This window comes from Sphingomonas sp. TZW2008 (assembly GCF_002117915.1).
In the GTDB taxonomy this organism is placed as follows: Bacteria; Pseudomonadota; Alphaproteobacteria; order Sphingomonadales; family Sphingomonadaceae; genus Sphingomonas.
Genome location: NZ_BDJB01000004.1, coordinates 53,939 through 69,507 on the forward strand (window position 1 = coordinate 53,939; position 15,569 = coordinate 69,507).

General features: G+C 64.4%; 17 protein-coding genes and 1 pseudogene. 11 read left to right on the plus strand and 7 right to left on the minus strand.

Going from position 1 to position 15,569, the window contains the following annotated elements; genetic code table 11:
* Nucleotides 1-198: pseudogene (locus tag B7L05_RS17350) on the minus strand (hypothetical protein); the annotation flags it as partial.
* Between the two features lie 325 nt (nt 199-523).
* On the opposite strand from B7L05_RS17350, the gene B7L05_RS16875 reads away from it, so the two are divergent.
* Nucleotides 524-1,030 (plus strand): hypothetical protein, encoded by a 507-nt coding sequence (locus B7L05_RS16875; protein WP_144037144.1) that lies wholly within the window; start codon nt 524-526, stop codon nt 1,028-1,030.
* Between the two features lie 1,267 nt (nt 1,031-2,297).
* Here B7L05_RS16875 and B7L05_RS05045 read toward each other — a convergent pair.
* Entirely contained in the window at nt 2,298-2,531 is a 234-nt protein-coding gene (locus B7L05_RS05045) for a hypothetical protein (protein WP_179187124.1), read from the minus strand.
* Nucleotides 2,532-2,792: 261 nt separating this feature from the next.
* Between B7L05_RS05045 and B7L05_RS05050 the strand changes: the two genes are divergently transcribed.
* From B7L05_RS05050 to B7L05_RS05085, 10 genes are all read left to right on the plus strand, one after another.
* Nucleotides 2,793-3,545 (plus strand): Crp/Fnr family transcriptional regulator, encoded by a 753-nt coding sequence (locus B7L05_RS05050; protein ID WP_085809164.1) that lies wholly within the window; start codon nt 2,793-2,795, stop codon nt 3,543-3,545.
* Nucleotides 3,546-3,997: 452 nt separating this feature from the next.
* Nucleotides 3,998-4,234: a hypothetical protein gene (locus tag B7L05_RS17355; protein ID WP_179187128.1), complete on the plus strand. Its 237-nt coding sequence runs from the start codon at nt 3,998-4,000 to the stop codon at nt 4,232-4,234.
* Between the two features lie 19 nt (nt 4,235-4,253).
* On the plus strand, nt 4,254-4,562 hold the full coding sequence (locus B7L05_RS05055; RefSeq protein ID WP_179187129.1) for a transposase: 309 nt from the start codon (nt 4,254-4,256) through the stop codon (nt 4,560-4,562).
* Entirely contained in the window at nt 4,529-5,029 is a 501-nt protein-coding gene (locus B7L05_RS16880; protein ID WP_144037145.1) for a hypothetical protein, read from the plus strand. The genes B7L05_RS05055 and B7L05_RS16880 overlap by 34 nt, the downstream gene beginning before the upstream one ends.
* Nucleotides 5,030-6,049: 1,020 nt before the next feature.
* A complete protein-coding gene (locus tag B7L05_RS05060) occupies nt 6,050-6,370 on the plus strand; it encodes a hypothetical protein (protein WP_085809166.1) in 321 nt (106 codons plus the stop codon).
* Nucleotides 6,371-6,400: 30 nt separating this feature from the next.
* The gene (locus B7L05_RS05065; protein ID WP_085809168.1) at nt 6,401-6,766 is read left to right on the plus strand and encodes a CsbD family protein; all 366 of its coding nucleotides are present in this window, start codon (nt 6,401-6,403) and stop codon (nt 6,764-6,766) included.
* An 8-nt stretch (nt 6,767-6,774) separates the two neighbouring features.
* Entirely contained in the window at nt 6,775-8,286 is a 1,512-nt protein-coding gene (locus B7L05_RS05070) for a PAS domain S-box protein (protein WP_085809169.1), read from the plus strand.
* Nucleotides 8,283-8,462 (plus strand): hypothetical protein, encoded by a 180-nt coding sequence (locus B7L05_RS05075; protein ID WP_085809171.1) that lies wholly within the window; start codon nt 8,283-8,285, stop codon nt 8,460-8,462. Before B7L05_RS05070 ends, B7L05_RS05075 begins: the two co-directional genes overlap by 4 nt.
* Before the next feature lie 2 nt (nt 8,463-8,464).
* Complete coding sequence (locus tag B7L05_RS05080) at nt 8,465-9,343, plus strand: hypothetical protein (RefSeq protein WP_085809172.1); 879 nt, start codon at nt 8,465-8,467, stop codon at nt 9,341-9,343.
* Nucleotides 9,344-9,407: 64 nt separating this feature from the next.
* Nucleotides 9,408-9,548, plus strand: a complete 141-nt coding sequence (locus B7L05_RS05085) for an entericidin A/B family lipoprotein (protein WP_085809173.1) — start codon at nt 9,408-9,410, stop codon at nt 9,546-9,548.
* A 43-nt stretch (nt 9,549-9,591) separates the two neighbouring features.
* Here B7L05_RS05085 and B7L05_RS05090 read toward each other — a convergent pair whose 3' ends face one another.
* From B7L05_RS05090 to B7L05_RS05110, 5 genes are all read right to left on the minus strand, one after another.
* Entirely contained in the window at nt 9,592-10,629 is a 1,038-nt protein-coding gene (locus B7L05_RS05090) for a YeiH family protein (RefSeq protein WP_256926619.1), read from the minus strand.
* 78 nt (nt 10,630-10,707) lie between these two features.
* Complete coding sequence (locus B7L05_RS05095) at nt 10,708-12,705, minus strand: alpha-glucosidase (RefSeq protein WP_085809175.1); 1,998 nt, start codon at nt 12,703-12,705, stop codon at nt 10,708-10,710.
* Nucleotides 12,702-13,313: an NADPH-dependent FMN reductase gene (locus B7L05_RS05100; protein WP_085809176.1), complete on the minus strand. Its 612-nt coding sequence runs from the start codon at nt 13,311-13,313 to the stop codon at nt 12,702-12,704. The genes B7L05_RS05095 and B7L05_RS05100 overlap by 4 nt, the downstream gene beginning before the upstream one ends.
* Nucleotides 13,314-13,462: 149 nt before the next feature.
* Nucleotides 13,463-14,539, minus strand: a complete 1,077-nt coding sequence (locus B7L05_RS05105; protein WP_085809178.1) for an LLM class flavin-dependent oxidoreductase — start codon at nt 14,537-14,539, stop codon at nt 13,463-13,465.
* Nucleotides 14,536-15,444 (minus strand): aldo/keto reductase family oxidoreductase, encoded by a 909-nt coding sequence (locus B7L05_RS05110; protein ID WP_375601246.1) that lies wholly within the window; start codon nt 15,442-15,444, stop codon nt 14,536-14,538. The genes B7L05_RS05105 and B7L05_RS05110 overlap by 4 nt, the downstream gene beginning before the upstream one ends.
* Nucleotides 15,445-15,569: the final 125 nt, after the last annotated feature.

Sequence of the window (15,569 nt, forward strand, 5' to 3'; positions counted from 1 at the left end):
GACCGATATAAGGAATACGCCGCTGGCAATGTCGAAGCCTGCGAGTAGCGCTTTGTCGATACCGATGAACGGCTTCAGCGCGAACACGGCGACCGGGAGCAGCACACAGAACATTATGAAGCGTGGCGGCCCAAACCTGCGACCGAAGCCAAGCTTTTGACCGATCAGATCGGTAACCTCATACGCACTTTGTTCCATATAGGACTGCTGACCTTACTAGCCACTTGGCGCATACCGCATACGCAAATGGCCCGAGATGGCAGGACGAAAGAGTAAAACTTCTCCGTCCCTCCCTACACGCGGCCATGATACGCAAGCCGCAAGCTGCCTATATTGAGCCGCTACGTTCCGATGAATTGCTGATCCGCTTGCAACAGACAGCTTCACCTGATCCTTTGGCGCAGCTACAAAACGGAAGCGCAACCATTTGGTTTCGTGACTGGAACGGCTTCCGAACGTTGACAACGCAAATCGACCGGGGAGTGGAAATTTGACACTAAGGCGTCGGCGCAACCGGCACCGAGTGGCCAAGATCTGGGCGTACGCCGCAAGCGGCCTTCTCGGCAGCATACTAACCGGGGCGCTAATTGCTGAATACGCTGTCGGCCAGATCAGCCCGATTGCGCGGCCGGGCGATCGCCTGGCATCATTTCGCGTAAGCGGTGACTCAGAAAATTTCGGCATCCCGCCGATGCCCGAGGTGGACGTGCCAAGGGCTACTTGGACTGGAACTTTCTATGGCGCGGGTGACGCAGCTGAGCAGCTTGCAACTGACGCCGGAAAAGGTGACTGGCTCGACGATGTGGAAAAACTCGAGGCTCGATGGACGAGAGAAGATCGAGCCCGTGATGCAGCACTGGCGCAATCATTGGCAGAGGCCAGTCGAAGAATTGAAGCTGATGCCATGCGGGGAGAAGAACGCGCGCTTCCAGTAGAAGGTCTGCCTGCTTCTGCGGCTCCGTTCGAAGCACCAGCTGAAGCGCTAACCTCGGAACCCATCCAGCTGCCTCTCACGTTAGTAATCACGTGATCTTACTACGCCACGCGCATGCCTGACGACCACGGCGATAGGAAGCATTTCTGCAACATCTGAAACATGGAAAACTGCTTCCCACCGAAGTGAGGACAAAGCAGCGCCTCAAAACGCATTCGCGCGGGCTTTAACTACCTAACTTTTCTCTGTAGTGGCAAGGAAACGTCTAAGGTTAGCCCATAGCTCGCTATCTTGTGAGATTCCTCAAAGCCACCTGTAATCACCGCTTTGCAGATAACAGATAAGCCAGCGGCTTCGGCCTCGTTGATAGTAGCACAGAATGCGGCGACGTGCTGCTTAGGGATTTGACCCACCGGCACACCATGGATCGCGACAACGACCGCACTCTTCGCAGACGCATTGTCATTAGTCGCTGCCAGTTGAGCGACTACTTGCCAATAGACTCCTTCACGCCACCTGTGCCCGATAATCTCCCGTAACACGGCCTGGTGCGAGCGTTCGCCCACAACACTCATTCCGCCGCCCGTAGCTAATGGAAACGAGTCTTCAAGCTTCCACCAATCGCGTTCAAGAAGGCGACGGCCTTTGCCGGCCTTTACGCTTTCCCCACAAAAGAGCCTCGACAATGACGACCAGATAGTCATGGCCAAATGCTGACGTGGTAAGTCCGTTGTGTCAATTCCGTGCGCTGTCCCAAGACGAGATCCATACACAAGCGGCTTGTCTGTGCCTCAGACCTATAATGCACAGATAGATAAGAACAACATCTATTTACGCCGCTTAGAGCCTGTCCGCAAAGTACAAAGCTATGAGAGAAAGAAAAGCGCCCCGCCTTGATTGAAGAGGCGGGGCGCTGCGCGAGTGTTTGAAGCCCCTCTCGCTGAGAACTACCTACCTCAGAAACGTTTGAAGAATGGTTAACGATCCGGCCGGCTGCTCGCCGCGCGGACAAAGCTTGAACCAGCGTCGATCCGTATGATGCATGTAAGTGATGAGCCGGGATCCTAACTAACTGTATATTATGCCAGCTGCTACTTGGCCCTGCTCAGTTCGTCCTACAATAAAGCCGTTCATCCAAGCAGTGCGAAGAGTGCTTCGCTCCTTAGCATCGAAGGGACAGGAGCGCTGCCAGTCGGCTGTGCGCCACCCTGCCTTCCTGCCGAGATCGAACGCACTTTCAGCAGCCGCAATACCGAGCGTTTGCATTGATATCTGCATACACCTCTCCCGGACTGAGGCCAACCAATGCTGCTCCTGCAAGTGGGTCTAAGCAAGGGAATGTTCGACCCACACGAGCGATAGGTCAGTTCGTGACGCTGCCGCCCTCACTAGCGCGTTTGCGACGACCGCCTGCTTCCTGGCCGTAACCGCTCTGCACCTCCTGGCCCTGCGCTTCTGCGGCTTTATGCAGCAAGCGGTCGGACGTTTCGAGCGCGGCTTCAGGCGTGACCGCGACCGCTACGCCGTCGGGCCCGTCAAGCAGCACCTTTCCATCTTTTGCACTGACGTAAGACGGATCGTCGTACACCTTGGACATTGCCATTTCTCCACGTTTCGCTGGTTTGAAACGCGAGGCGGGCGAGTTGGTCCAAATCTGACTACCTAATGTGAGTTAGGTCTAAGGCCATTTATTGGCATTTACTTCAAGGAGCAGAGTAGGCTTTCTGAAATCCTGCGGACGGCAGCGGCGGACCGTCACGCCCGTTTGTCCCACAAGAGAGGAGGAACAAGGGTTGAAGCAGAACGTCGGTGACGAACCTCGTCTTCTTAGAGCTTTGGTCAAGATGGCTGAAGCGAAATGAACGCTCACGAACATGCCCTACATCCGATTGCACAGAGGCTTGCAGCGCGTTCGCGCCTCAGCACCGAGGAGAGAGACGCGATCTTGATGGTCCCTAGCAGGCTTGAACGTGTGGCGAAGAGCCGGGACATTTGGCGGCCGCAACTTTCCGAGAGTAACGTCCTTGTACTTGTATCGGGTTTGATAGGAGCTTTCAGGCAGGCGCGAAATGGAGCGCGGCAGATCACATCCATTCACGTCAGCGGCGACATCATGGGGCTCGAGCGGATTATGACTTCGCACCTGCCGCTTGGCCTACAGGCGTTAGGGGATGCCTCGTTCCTGATTTTGTCGCTTACCGATCTGCGCCGGCTTGCTGATCGCTATCCCGCAATCTCCATGGCCTTCTGGCGGGAATGTGTCAGCACCAGCGAGATTATTGCTGAGCGATTGTTCGCCATCAGGTCTCTAGACGCATATTCGCGCACAGCCCATCTTTTCTGCGAACTGGCAATCCGCTCCGACGCCATCCCTTCCAAGGGATCAAACTCGTTCAGCTTTTCCTTTGGCGCCACTCAACAACACTTATCCGACGTACTAGCCCTCACGCCGATTCACGTAAATCGCATGTTAAGAGAACTTCGGGAGCGAAGTGTCATGACCCTCCAAAACCGACTGGTCACGATCCATAACTGGGATTTGATACAAAGGATTGCGAACTTCGACCCAGCCTATCTTCAGCCGAGCTACAACAATGCAGGAGCTGATTGAGGTCGGCGTGTGACCGGTCTCCTAGCCTCGAGTGTTCAACTCATTGGACCACAAGCGGCGCATCCGGCGCTTTGATCGGCAAAACGGCGGCGCCGGGGAGCGGCACGAGGTTTGCGCTCATGCCGCTGCCTCTACCATGTTGCCGCTATTTGCTCGGAGGAGCCACACTAGAGCCTCGCCAGCGACGAGGCGATAGGATGAAGGCCTGAAGTGCGTCGAGGCGCTGTGTGGCCTCTGTATCGTGTCCTGAGAGGTGCGAGACATACAGGCGGTCGCCCGTCAGCATCGCTATACCATACTGTGCGACTATGCCTTGAGCCACGTTGGGCCGTCGAAGGTCCGTTTGGCGGCGGCGCCCAGAAGAAGGCCAGACAGAAAGCGACCGATGCGATGGTCGCCGCTATAAACTGCGGCGTCGGAACGCGTTCGACCAGCGGTTGCGGCAAGATTGAATGCAGTACACTGACGCGGACACGGCGGCGATCAAACAGCTTTCGGCGATCGTTAACGGCGACCCGACGCCTGAGCAGATCACCAGAATGATGAAGGGCAATCCCTTCTACGAGGCGACGTATCGGGCGGTTGAAGAAGCGCTGTTGCAGAACGCAACCACGACTGGCGGACAACGCGGCGGAAACACGGCTACCGGTCCGGCCGACTTCGGGTCGGACACGCTCGCCCGCGTCTAGCGGTAAGGCGCCGCCTGCCGTGCTGTTCCGCTATGCGCCCGACCGCAAGGCCGAGCGCCCCACCGAGCACCTCGCACAGTTCCGAGGCGATCTCCATGCTGACGACTATGCTGGGTCTGACCGGCTCTGCGAAGAGCAGATTGCCGCCGCCGCGTGCTGGGCACACGTCAGACGCAAGCTCTTCGACGTCCATGCCGCAACCGGCTCGACCACAGCCCGGGAGGCGCTCGACTACATCGCCGGGCTCTTCGCGGTCGAGCAAAACGCGCGCGGCCGATCACCTGACGAGCGGCGATGCGAGCGCCAAGCCAGGCCGGAACGCTGCTGAATGCGTTCCGGCAGTGGCGCCGTGACAGGCCCCAGGCGGTCGCGGCCCGCTACCCGATCACCCGCTGGGGGGCGCTGACCCGCGCAGATCCGCACCGTCTCGGAATCGACGGGAATGCCCAGGCGGAAGTCCTCGACGTCAACGGTCGGCCCAACGCGCGGCTGCTCGCGCTCGGTCCGATGACGAGGCAAACGTTCCGGGAACTCGTCGCGGTGCCTGAACTTCGACGGCGAAATTGTATTATCGCGCGCCGTTTGTCGAACGCGCAGCGGGTAGAGGGGGGAGGAGCTCTGAGTATCGCAGCCGGCTCATCTCTGGAGAGACCAGAGACGCCGAACAGGCTGGTCAGCACGAGCAGGCAGCCGGCCAGCCGCAGCAGCGTACGGGGTGTCGCCCGCTTCACGATAATCGCGCCAAACGGCGCAGCCTGCACGCCGCTCAACAGTAACCTGATCGTGGCGGTCTGAAGGCCGCCCAGCCGAGCGCACCGACGAAGGTGGCCGAGATGCTGGCGGCGAACAAGAACTCGCGAGACGTCGTGAGCATCGAACGGGTTCTTCTCCATTTACTAAGTGGGCCGTCGTGCGGCTGGGTACGTTTCTTTCTTCTAACGTCTGTCTGCTGCCTCCTGTGTTTTGCTCTGACGGTGGTGACCACCCAATAATGTGAGGTTTGTGACCTTAGTGCAGGTCTCTTGCCACCGAACCAACGGTATCGCAGCGGTATCGCAGGATAAGCATGTTCCCGCTGCGTTCCGCTCGGTATCGCAGGCGAAAAGCTAGGAAAATCAATAATCCGGCTTGCTCTTCGGGCAATGGCATTGCGAAGGTCAGGGGTTCGATCCCCCTCGGCTCCACCATTCCGCCCGTCCTGCCTCGCCATATTCAGCATCTGCACGACGATCGCGCTGGACGTCTCTTGAACATGCGCGCCGTGCGGCTGCCGGGGCATAGCGCTTCCTAACCACCAAGCGGTCGCAAGTCCTTACCGACAGGTTCAGGCACCGTAGCGCGGCATTGCCGGCAGATTAGCGCTTAGCGCTGTATCCATTTCCGCCTCGCACGGTTCGCCCGACGGGCGTTGCCGTCCGGCGAGCCCGCCGCGCCCCCACGAAGCCGCGCCGTTGCCACGAGAATCTACCATGCGCGGGGTATTTCCGTGCCATTTCGTGGCACTCCGCGCTTCGATACCGCCCGTGCAGCAGCAAGGTTCGGTGATCCCATGGTGAAGCATAGCGTCGCGGATGATCGGGAATATTTTCTTAAGCGCAGTCTAGACCACTGTAAGTTGGTGGAATTGTCGGATGATCCCGCGCGGCGAGCATTGCACCAGCGCTTCGCCGTTCTCTATTTCGCGCGGGCCGAGATGCTGATCGTGGTAGAAGACGACTAGGTACACCGCGCAAAGATACTAGGAACGACAAGCCGCAGCGCCAGTTTAAGCGTCCGGATCGGGCACATTTCGTCGCCGATCGTGGAGGCGATAGCGTGATCAAGCCACTTCTCTGCACCCTGGCGACCCTGGCAATCGTGGGGTGCGCCGCACCCTCGACGCGGATCTCGACCGGGCTGCAGCGCTACGGGCTCGACGCGCAGCGATCGACCTGCGTCGGCGATCGGCTGCAGGCGAACCTGTCTCTCGGCCAGTTGCAGCAGCTCGGCAAGGCGGCCGCCGCGTATCGTCGCGACGATAATGATCCGGCGCGGCTGACGGCGAGCGATCTGGTGCGCGTCGCGGGGGAGATCAGCGATCCCAAGATCGCGCTCGAAGTGGGCAAGGCCGCTGCCGGATGCGGCGTGCTGCTCTGATCCGCGACGCAATTCAAAAGGACAATCATCATGAACAAGGATGAAGTGCACGGCGGCGTGCGCTACGTCGGCGGCAAGGCCGAAAAGTTCGTCGGTGACGTGATCGACGATCGCGGCTGGCAGGTCGACGGCGTCGTAGATCAGGTCGCCGGTGCCGTGCAGCACAGCTACGGCCGCGCCGTCAGCGTCGCCGAAGACGCGATCGAAACCGCGCCCGGCGCGTTGCGCGACGCGATCGATGACGTGCAAGAGCGCGCCGCGCCGGCGATGGCGGCGGCAAAGCAGGGCGCTCGTTCGCTTGCTGACGAGATCCGCGACAATCCGGGGCTGTGGGCCGCCGGCGCGGCGCTGGGCGGCTATGCGCTCGGCTGGCTGATCCACCGGCCGCGCGACTGATCGCCCACGTGTCGCCGACGCTGAAGACGCTCCGCGAGACGGCGGATCTGCGCCACCTGCGCCAGATCATCGCCGGGCTCGACGAAGGCGTGATCCTGATCGATCCCGACCAGAGCCTGCTCTGGGCGAACGAGGCTGCGCTGCGCATGCACGGCGTCGACAGCCTCGATGCGCTCGGCACGACGGTCGACGACTATCGCGCGCGCTTCCAACTGCGCTACCGCAACAATCACCGCCTCGAGGCGGACGACTATCCGATCGAGCGCGTCGTTGCGGGCGATTCCTTCTCCGAAGTTGTCGTTGAGGTGAGCGTGGCGGGCGAGGACAAGCCGCGCTGGGTTCACCAGGTGCGAAGCCTCGTGCTCAACGACGCCGACGAAGACGATCCGTCGTGCGTCGTACTGGTGATCCAGGACGTGACCGCGCAATACGAGGCGGAGGACCGTTTCGAACAGTCGTTCAACGCCAATCCGGCGCCGGCGGTGATCTGCCGCCTCGCCGACCTGCGCTACGTCAAGGTCAACCAGGGGTTCCTGGACATGACCGGCTTCGCCAAGGACGAGGTGTTGTGCAAGACGGTGTATGACATCGACGTGCTGCGCGAGGCGACGCAGCGCGATCTTGCCAAGCAGCGGCTTACAGAGGGGCGCACGATCCCGCAGATGGAAGCCTCGCTTGATCTGCCGGCGGGGTCCAAGCTGGTCATCGTCGCAGGCCAGCCGATCGATCTCAACGATCAGCCGTGCATGCTGTTCACCTTCGCCGATCTGGAGCCGCGGCGGAAGGCCGAGTCGGCGTTGCGCCACAGCGAGGAGCGCTTCACCCGCACCTTCCAGATGGCGCCCGTGCCGATGGCGATCGGCTCGCGTGACGGACATCGCCTGTGCGAGGTCAACCACAGTTTCGCGGCGCTGACAGGCTATGCCGCGACCGAGATCATCGGCCGCGCGCTCGGCGACGTCGCCCTGTGGGCGACCGATGCGGTGCGGCAGGAGATCGAGGCCGCGATCGAGCGCGGCGAGGACCTGCGCGGGCACGAGGCGGCGATCGGCGCCAAGGAGGGCGGGCGGATCGACTGCCTCGTCTCGACCGAGGCGATCACGATCGGCGACGATGCATGCGTGCTGTGGGCGTTCCAGGACATCACGCAGCGCAAGGCGACCGAGCTCGAACTGGTCGAGGCGATCGAGGCGGTGATGAAGGACACCAGCTGGCTCAGCCGATCGATCATGGACAAGCTCGCCCGGCTGCGCGCCCCGGCCCCGGATGAGACGGGCGTCGGGCTCAAGGACCTCACCGTGCGCGAGCGCGAGGTGCTGGCGCTGATCTGCCGCGGGCTCGACGACAAGAGCATCGCGCGAACGCTCGACGTATCGGGCAACACCGTGCGCAATCACGTCGCGCGGATCTACGCCAAGATCGGCGTCAACCGCCGCACCGCCGCCGCCGCCTGGGCGCGCGCCCGCGGCTTCGAGAGCGAGATGGTCGCCGCCGGTCTTATTCGGGAGCATTCGGCATGACAGGCGATCGCACGGGCGAGGGCCCCAAGCGTGCGGCCGCGCGCCGCAAGGGCAAGGGTGCCGCACACGAGATCATCGGCAAGCTGATCGGTGACGACGCCGCCGTCCGCGACGGCCGCGCCGCACAGGATGACGTGCGCCCGACGAGCAACAAGACATCCGATCAACAGGAGTGACTATGGCAACTAATCTGAACTATGCCGACCTACCGCGCGAGCAGACCGCGGTAGTCGGCACCATCCGGCGCATCTCGTGGGGCGCGATCTTCGCCGGCGTCGTCATTGCAGTCGCCGTCCAGCTGCTGCTCGGCATTCTGGGAACGGGCATCGGGCTTTCGATGGTCGATCCGTCGGACGGGACGACGCCGGGCGCGGCGGGCTTCGGTATCGGCGCCGGGATCTACTGGCTGATCACCACGATCGTCGCGCTTGGCGCGGGCGGCTATGCGGCCGCGCGCGTCTCGGGTGTTACCGAGCGGTTCGACGCGATGGTTCACGGGCTCGTCGTCTGGGGCGTCACGCTGATCCTCACGCTGTACCTGCTCACCTCGGCAGTCGGCGGGATCATCGGCGGCGCGTTCCGTACGGTCGGCAGCGTTGCCGGTGCGGCGGGGGCGACGGTCGGCGCGGCGGCGCCGCAGGTGGCGCAGGTCGCCGGCGTCAGCGCGGCTGACGTGCGCGAACAGGCCTCGGCCTATCTGTCCGATGCGCCGTCCGATCCGGCGCAGATGACGCCAGAACAGGCGCAGACCGAGGTTGCCAAGCGGCTCCCCGCGCTCGCCCGCGGCGGCGCCGACGGCGCGCGTGCCGAGAATGAGATCGTCGACATCGTCGCGGCGCAGCGCAAGATCCCGCGCGATCAGGCGCAGGCGCAGGTGACGCGCGCCAAGGCGCAGTTCGTCCAAGCGAAGAACGAGACCGTCAAGGATGCCAAGGTCGCGACCGACAAGGTGGCGGGCGCCGCGGCCGGCACGTCGTTCGTGATCGTTCTGGCGCTGCTCGTCGGTGCGGTCGCCGCTGCCTTCGGCGCTGGCGCCGCAGCCCGCCGCCGCTTCTGATCGGCATCACGGCACGGGGGGCGGCGCAACGCCGCCCCCCACCAGAAATAAGGAAGCCCAATCGATGACAAAGAAGATCGGTCTCGCGCTCGGCCTCACCGCCGCGTTCATCCTCTCGGCCTGCAACACCGTCGACGGCGCCGGCCGCGACCTCAAATCCGCCGGCGAGGCGGTGTCCGACGCGTCGGGCAAGGACGGCAAGTAACATGATCCGGGGCGGCGGCGATGCGCCGTTGCCCCGGCATGCTTCAGAGCAGGAGGATTGCTCCCGCCAGCGACAGCGCCAGTGCCACCAGCGACGCGGTGACGATCACCAAGATCGGCTTGACCCCGGTCTCGAGCAGCGAACTCATCGGCGCGCGGATCCCCGTCGCCGCCACTGCGCAGGCGAGACACGCAGTTGCGACGTCCTGTGCGCCGCGGCTCGCCACCGCCGGGATGACGCCGAGCGAGTTGATCCCGGCGAAGACGAAGAAGCCGACGACGAACCAGGGCAGCGTAATGCCCGTCTTCTTACCGTCTTCGGGCCGGAAGAATGCGGCGACTAGCGCCAGCACCGGTGCAAGCAGCGCGACGCGCGTCAGCTTGACGATCGCGGCGATCTGCCCCGCACCATCCGAATAGCTGTAGCCGGCGCCCAGCGCCTGCGCGACGTCGTGGATCGACGCACCCAGCATGAAGCCCGCCTGCCGGTCGCTGAGCCCAAGCTGATGGGCCAGGGTAGGGTAGAGAAACATCGCGCTCGCGCTCGCTGCCGAAATCACGACGAGCACCAGCGCGAGCTGCGCCTGATTGGCGCGCTTCTCGCCCAGCGTCGTCGCCAGCGCCATCGCCGCGGACGCGCCGCAGATCGCCACCGCGCCGCCCGCCAGCGTGCCGAACGCGCTACCCAGCCCTAGCGCGCGCGCAATAAGCACGCCGCTGCCCAGCGTCACCAGCAGAATCACCATCACCGCCAGCAGCGTCATAGGCCCGAGCCCGACGATCTGCCCCATCGTGATCCGCGCGCCGACCAGCACGATGCCCCACCGCAGCAGCGTCTTGGACGCGAAGCCGAGCCCCGGTCCCATGCGCGGATCGGCGCCGAGGAAGTTGAGCGCGAGCCCGATCAGCAGCGCCATCAGCGTCAGCGGCGCGCTATAGTGATCGGCGACGAACGCCGCCGCCATCGTCGCCAGCACCGCGACCATCAGCCCGGGCACCAGATCGCGCCAGCTCGCTTTCGGGGACGGCTCGAGATCGTTGTAGAGATCCGCGGCGAGGGGGAGGGTGGGGTATCCGGTCACGTCATATCCATTGAAGCATCTGGCGCCGCCGTACGACCGGCGAAAGTCGTCGGCCCCGCTCGGCAGCGCGCGTGATCGTCACGCCATCGCAATCGCCGCGAACAGCGCGGCGAAGTCGCTGTCGGTCCGCCAGAACACGGGCGGCTGCCCGATCGGCGCCGCGACCTCGACGCTTTGCCCGCCGGCGTAGGTCTCGTCCGACCACAGATGCCGCCACTCGGCGCCCGCGGGAAGGTACGCCGACCAGCGCGCGGCGCCCGCCGCGATCACCGGTGCGACGATCAGGTCGCGCCCGTAAGCGAATTGCGTCTCGACGTCCCAGCTGGCTTCGTCGTCCTCGTAATCGAGGAACATCGCGCGTTGCAGCGGCAGTCCGGTCGCTGCCGCTTCGGCACACAAATGCGCGACATAGGGCGCGAGCGCCGCGTGGACCCGCGTCATCGCGACGAAATGCGCCAGCACTTGCCGATCGCCATCAAGCTGCAGGTTGCTGTCGGGCCGGTTTCCCTCATGGCTGCGCATGACCGGCGAGAATGCCGACAGCTCGCTCCACCGCATCAACAGTTCGGGCGTGCGGACATTGTCGTACAGGCTGGTGTAGCCGCCCAGATCGCTGTGGTGATACGCGTTGCCGACGAGGCCCGACGACAGCGCGCCGCGGACCACGGTGCCGATCCCGTCGTGGCGCGAGAAATCGACGCACTGGTCGCCCGCCCACAGCAGTGGACAGTACGCACCGACGCCGGTGAAGCCGGCGCGCATGAAGAACACCGCGTCGCCCGTCCGGCCGCGGCTGGCGACCGCACGCGCGTTCACCTCCGCCCAAATCGTCGGCCAGGCATTGTGCGCGAGCATCCCGTCGCTACCGTCGTAGAGCCGCACGTCGGTCGGCAGATACTCGCCGAAATCAGCCATCCAGCCCGACAGGCCGATGTCGAGCATTTCCTGCCCGATCACCCGCTCGGCGAACCACGCCGCCGCGGCCGGATTGGTGAAGTCCACAACGCCGCAGTCGAATTCACCGAAATCAACCAGATACGGCTCGTCCGCATCGAGTTTTAGCGCGAGGTAACCCACATCGCGCGCCTCGCCATATTGCGTCCCGTCGACCGCAAGATAAGGATTGACGTAGCCGAGGAAGCGGATGCCGCGATCGTTCAGCTCAGCGATCTTCTGCTTGAGATGCGGGTAGCGCGCGTCGTTCGCCTTCCAGTCCCAGAACAGCCGCTTGCCGAAACTGGTGACGCGCAGGCCGACCCAGTCCTCGCACCACAGACCGGTGACGATTGCGCCCGCGGCAAGCATCGCCTCCATCCGCTCGAAGCTGCGCGTGCCGTCCTTCAATCCCAGGATCGCGCCCGAATAGGCCCATTCGGGGAGCAGCGGCTGGCGGCCGAAGCGCGTCGACAATTGCTCGACGATCGCAGCGAAGCGGTTCGCGGCGAAAAGCTCGATCCGCGCCGGGACTTCCCACACCGCGATCTCGGGCGCCGCCGCGTCGCGGAAGTCGAAGCAGCTGTACGCCGTCGTGTCGACGTGCAGGGCGTAGCGGCGCGACGACAGATAGGTCGGCTGCGGATAATTGGTGTTCCAGTAATCGCCGCCCGAGCGGTGGTCGCGATCGCACTGGAACGTCATTAGCGTCGACTTGTCGCGGCCGACGCCGGGCTCCGACGTCCACATCGGGAAGCGCCGTCCCGCCATGTCAACGTAGGACAATTGCTCGCCGCCGCCCCAGAAGCGCTCGCCGGCGTCGCCGACGCACGTCAGCCAGAAGCGATTGAGCACCGCGTCGTGCGCATCGAGGTGCAGCGCGCCGTCGCGCAGCGTTACCGTCAGCAGCGTTGCGCTACCTTCGGCCGACAGCAGGATCGTATCACCGTCGATCGTCGCCCCGCGTAGCGCGATCCGCTCCGCCAGCCGGTCCTCGAGGAAGTAATTGCCGCGGTACATGTCGACCAGCGGCGTTCCCGTGCCGACGAACAGCGCGGGCGAATCGGGGCGATGGCGGATGACCAGCGCGACACCGGCGTAGATGTCGAAGCCGCCATCGACCGCGTCGAGCCGCAGCGTCATGCCGCGACGCCCGCTGCCGGGCTTGCCGCTTGGCGCACGGCAACGTCGCGCAGCGCTGCCGCGGCGACCTGTCGGCCGACCAGTCGCAGCTGCTCGGCAACCGCTTGATCGCTGCATCCGCCCTCCGCGTCGAGCTTCGCCTGCGCGCTGTTCACCGTCGCGGCGAACGGCGTTGGCCAGCCACGTAGTGCGTGCGCGATCGAGCGCAGCGCCGCCACCGTCGATCCGGTCGCCTGCCAGCCGTACGCGGTGGCGATCAGCCCGACCGGCACGTCGGCGAGATAGGGGCGCGGATCACGTGCGGTTTCCTCAAGCAGGTCGATCGCGTTCTTGACGAGCCCCGATACGCTGCCGTGATATCCGGGCGAGGCGATGATGACGCCCGACGCGGCGCGCACCGCGGCGACCAGCGCGGTCTCGTCCGCCGTGCGCTCGGCCAGGCCCGGGGTGTAGAGCGGCAGCTGGACGAGCGCGGCGCCGCCGAACAGCTGCGTCTCGGCGCCTGCCTCCGCCGCCGCGGCGAGCGCGATCTCGAGCGCCCGCTCGGTCGATGATCCGGCGACGGTCGTCCCACCGATGCCGACGATCAATGGTTTGTGGTGGGTCATCGTCCTCTCCCCGGTCGTCGCTATCGTTCTTCGGTGACCCGGCTCGTCAATGCGAGCGTAGCGAAGCAAGCCAGTGTCGAGCGCGGGGCTCTGCTATGCTTCGCTGCGCTCACAGCGACGGCAACGGATCGATGCAACGCGGTCACGCCTTAAAGGATGAGCGGCCCGTGGCTGAGCTTGGGCAGCACGTGCCGCGCGAACAGATCCGCTTCGGCGGCGTGCGGATAGCCCGACAGGATAAACGCCTCGATCCCCATGTCTTGGTACATCCGAAGCTTGGCGAGCACCTGATCGGGATCGCCGACAATCGCCGCGCCGCAGCCCGACCGTGCCCGGCCGACGCCGGTCCATAGATGCTCCTCGGCATAGCCGTCGTCCTTCGATCCCTCGCGCAGCGCGGCTTGCGCCGCGACGCCGGTCGACGTCGTGTCGAGCGACTTGTTGCGGATCGCCTCGCCTTCCTTGGCGTCGAGCTTCGACAGCAGCCGATCGGCAGCGGCGCGCGCCTCTGCCTCGGTATCGCGCACGATCACATGCGCACGATAGCCGAACTTGAGCGTGCGGCCGTGCTTCGCGGCGCGCGCCGTCATGTCGTCGATGATAGCCTGCACGGCCTCGCGCTTGTCGGGCCACATCAGATAGACGTCCGCCCCCTGCGCCGCGACCTCGCGCGCGTCGGGCGACAGGCCGCCGAAATACAGCGGCGGCGCCTTGCCTGACACCGTCGTCACCGCCGGCGGATCGAGCTTGAGCTGCCAGAACTCGCCCTGGTGATCGAGCGCTTCGCCGTTGAGCATCGTCTTGAGGATCTGCATCGCCTCGAGCGTGCGGGCGTAGCGCGGTGCGCTCGCCAGCGTCTCGCCCGGCAGGTCTGACGAGATGATGTTCACCGTCAGGCGTCCGCCCAGAATGCGATCAATCGTCGCGATCTGGCGTGCCAGCTGCGGCGGCCAGCTCTCGCCGATCCGTACCGCCATCAGCAGGCGAATACGCTCGACCATCGTCGCGATCGCCGCGGCGAAAGCGGTGGTGTCGATCCCCAGTGCATAGCCCGACGGCAGCAGGATGTTGTCGAACCCGCCGCTCTCGGCCTGCAGCACGATGTCGCGGCAATGCTCCCAGCTCGACTTCAGCTTCGGATCGGGAACGCCGAGGAATTCATAGTCGTCGTCGCACAGCGCCGAGAACCAGCTGACTTCACACGATTTGGCTTGCGTCTCGCTCACGGCAGCTGTTCCCCCATGCTCGCCTGCAGCACCGCATACCACTCCTGGCGCGTCCACTGCGGCTTGTAGGCGTCGGAGATCGTGGCGATCCGCGACGCATTCTGTGTTCCGACAATCGGGATCGGCCGCGCGGGATGCGCCATGATCCAGCTGTACGCCGCCGCCGCGCGATCGACGCCGGTCTCCTGTGCCTTGGCGTCGAGCAGCGTAGCCACCGCCTGCGCCTTGGCGTCCTGCGGATCGGCGAGCCGCCCGCCACCGAGCGGCGACCAGGCGAGCACCGCCATGCCGCGCTGCATCGCCTGGTCGAACAGACCATCGAACAGCGGCGTCGTCACCAGCGCCGAGAATTCCGGCTGGTGGCTGACGATCGGGACGGGGAGAAACTCGGCAAGCGCGGCGGTCTGCGTCGGCGTATGATTCGACACGCCGATCGCGGTGATCTTGCCGGCGGTCCGCGCATCGTCGAGCGCACGCGCGACTTCCTGCGGATGCGTCAGGAGGTCGGGGCGGTGGATCTGGTAGAGGTCGATCTTGTCGCAGCCGAGCCGTGCCAGCGACGCGTCGATCGCGCTGGCGAGATAGTCTGCGCTCGAATCGTACGGCACGCCCATGCTGATGCCGCCCTTCGACGCGAGCACCATCCGGTCGCGCAGTTCGGGTGCTTCGGCGAACACCCGCCCGAGCAGCGCCTCGGCCGCGCCGAATTCTTCGTTATTGTCGGGCCCGTAGATATCCGCCGTGTCGAACAGCGTGATGCCGGCCTCGAACGCTGCATCGACCAGCGCGCGCGCCTTGGCGACATCGGTGCCGCAGAAGCGCCACATGCCCCAGGCAATCGTGCTGACGGTTAAACCAGTGTCGCCGAGAGCGACGGAGCGAGCGGGGGCGGGTAAATAAGACACCGTTGTCTTATACGAAGAAATGCGCGATGGGGAAAGCAGTCAATTGATCGCGCCGCTGGCCTGCGCGCTGCTTTGGCCCGCTGATGCCGGTAACGGCACGGCGGGCGGGCGGCGCGTCGGGGCAG

Coding starts and splice junctions, on each gene's coding strand:
- B7L05_RS05045 (WP_179187124.1), bottom strand. CDS start 2,531: ATGTCCAAGGTGTACGACGATCCGTCTTACGTCAGTGCAAAAGATGGA.
- B7L05_RS05050 (WP_085809164.1), top strand. CDS start 2,793: ATGAACGCTCACGAACATGCCCTACATCCGATTGCACAGAGGCTTGCA.
- B7L05_RS17355 (WP_179187128.1), top strand. CDS start 3,998: ATGCAGTACACTGACGCGGACACGGCGGCGATCAAACAGCTTTCGGCG.
- B7L05_RS16880 (WP_144037145.1), top strand. CDS start 4,529: ATGCGAGCGCCAAGCCAGGCCGGAACGCTGCTGAATGCGTTCCGGCAG.
- B7L05_RS05065 (WP_085809168.1), top strand. CDS start 6,401: ATGAACAAGGATGAAGTGCACGGCGGCGTGCGCTACGTCGGCGGCAAG.
- B7L05_RS05075 (WP_085809171.1), top strand. CDS start 8,283: ATGACAGGCGATCGCACGGGCGAGGGCCCCAAGCGTGCGGCCGCGCGC.
- B7L05_RS05080 (WP_085809172.1), top strand. CDS start 8,465: ATGGCAACTAATCTGAACTATGCCGACCTACCGCGCGAGCAGACCGCG.
- B7L05_RS05085 (WP_085809173.1), top strand. CDS start 9,408: ATGACAAAGAAGATCGGTCTCGCGCTCGGCCTCACCGCCGCGTTCATC.
- B7L05_RS05095 (WP_085809175.1), bottom strand. CDS start 12,705: ATGACGCTGCGGCTCGACGCGGTCGATGGCGGCTTCGACATCTACGCC.
- B7L05_RS05100 (WP_085809176.1), bottom strand. CDS start 13,313: ATGACCCACCACAAACCATTGATCGTCGGCATCGGTGGGACGACCGTC.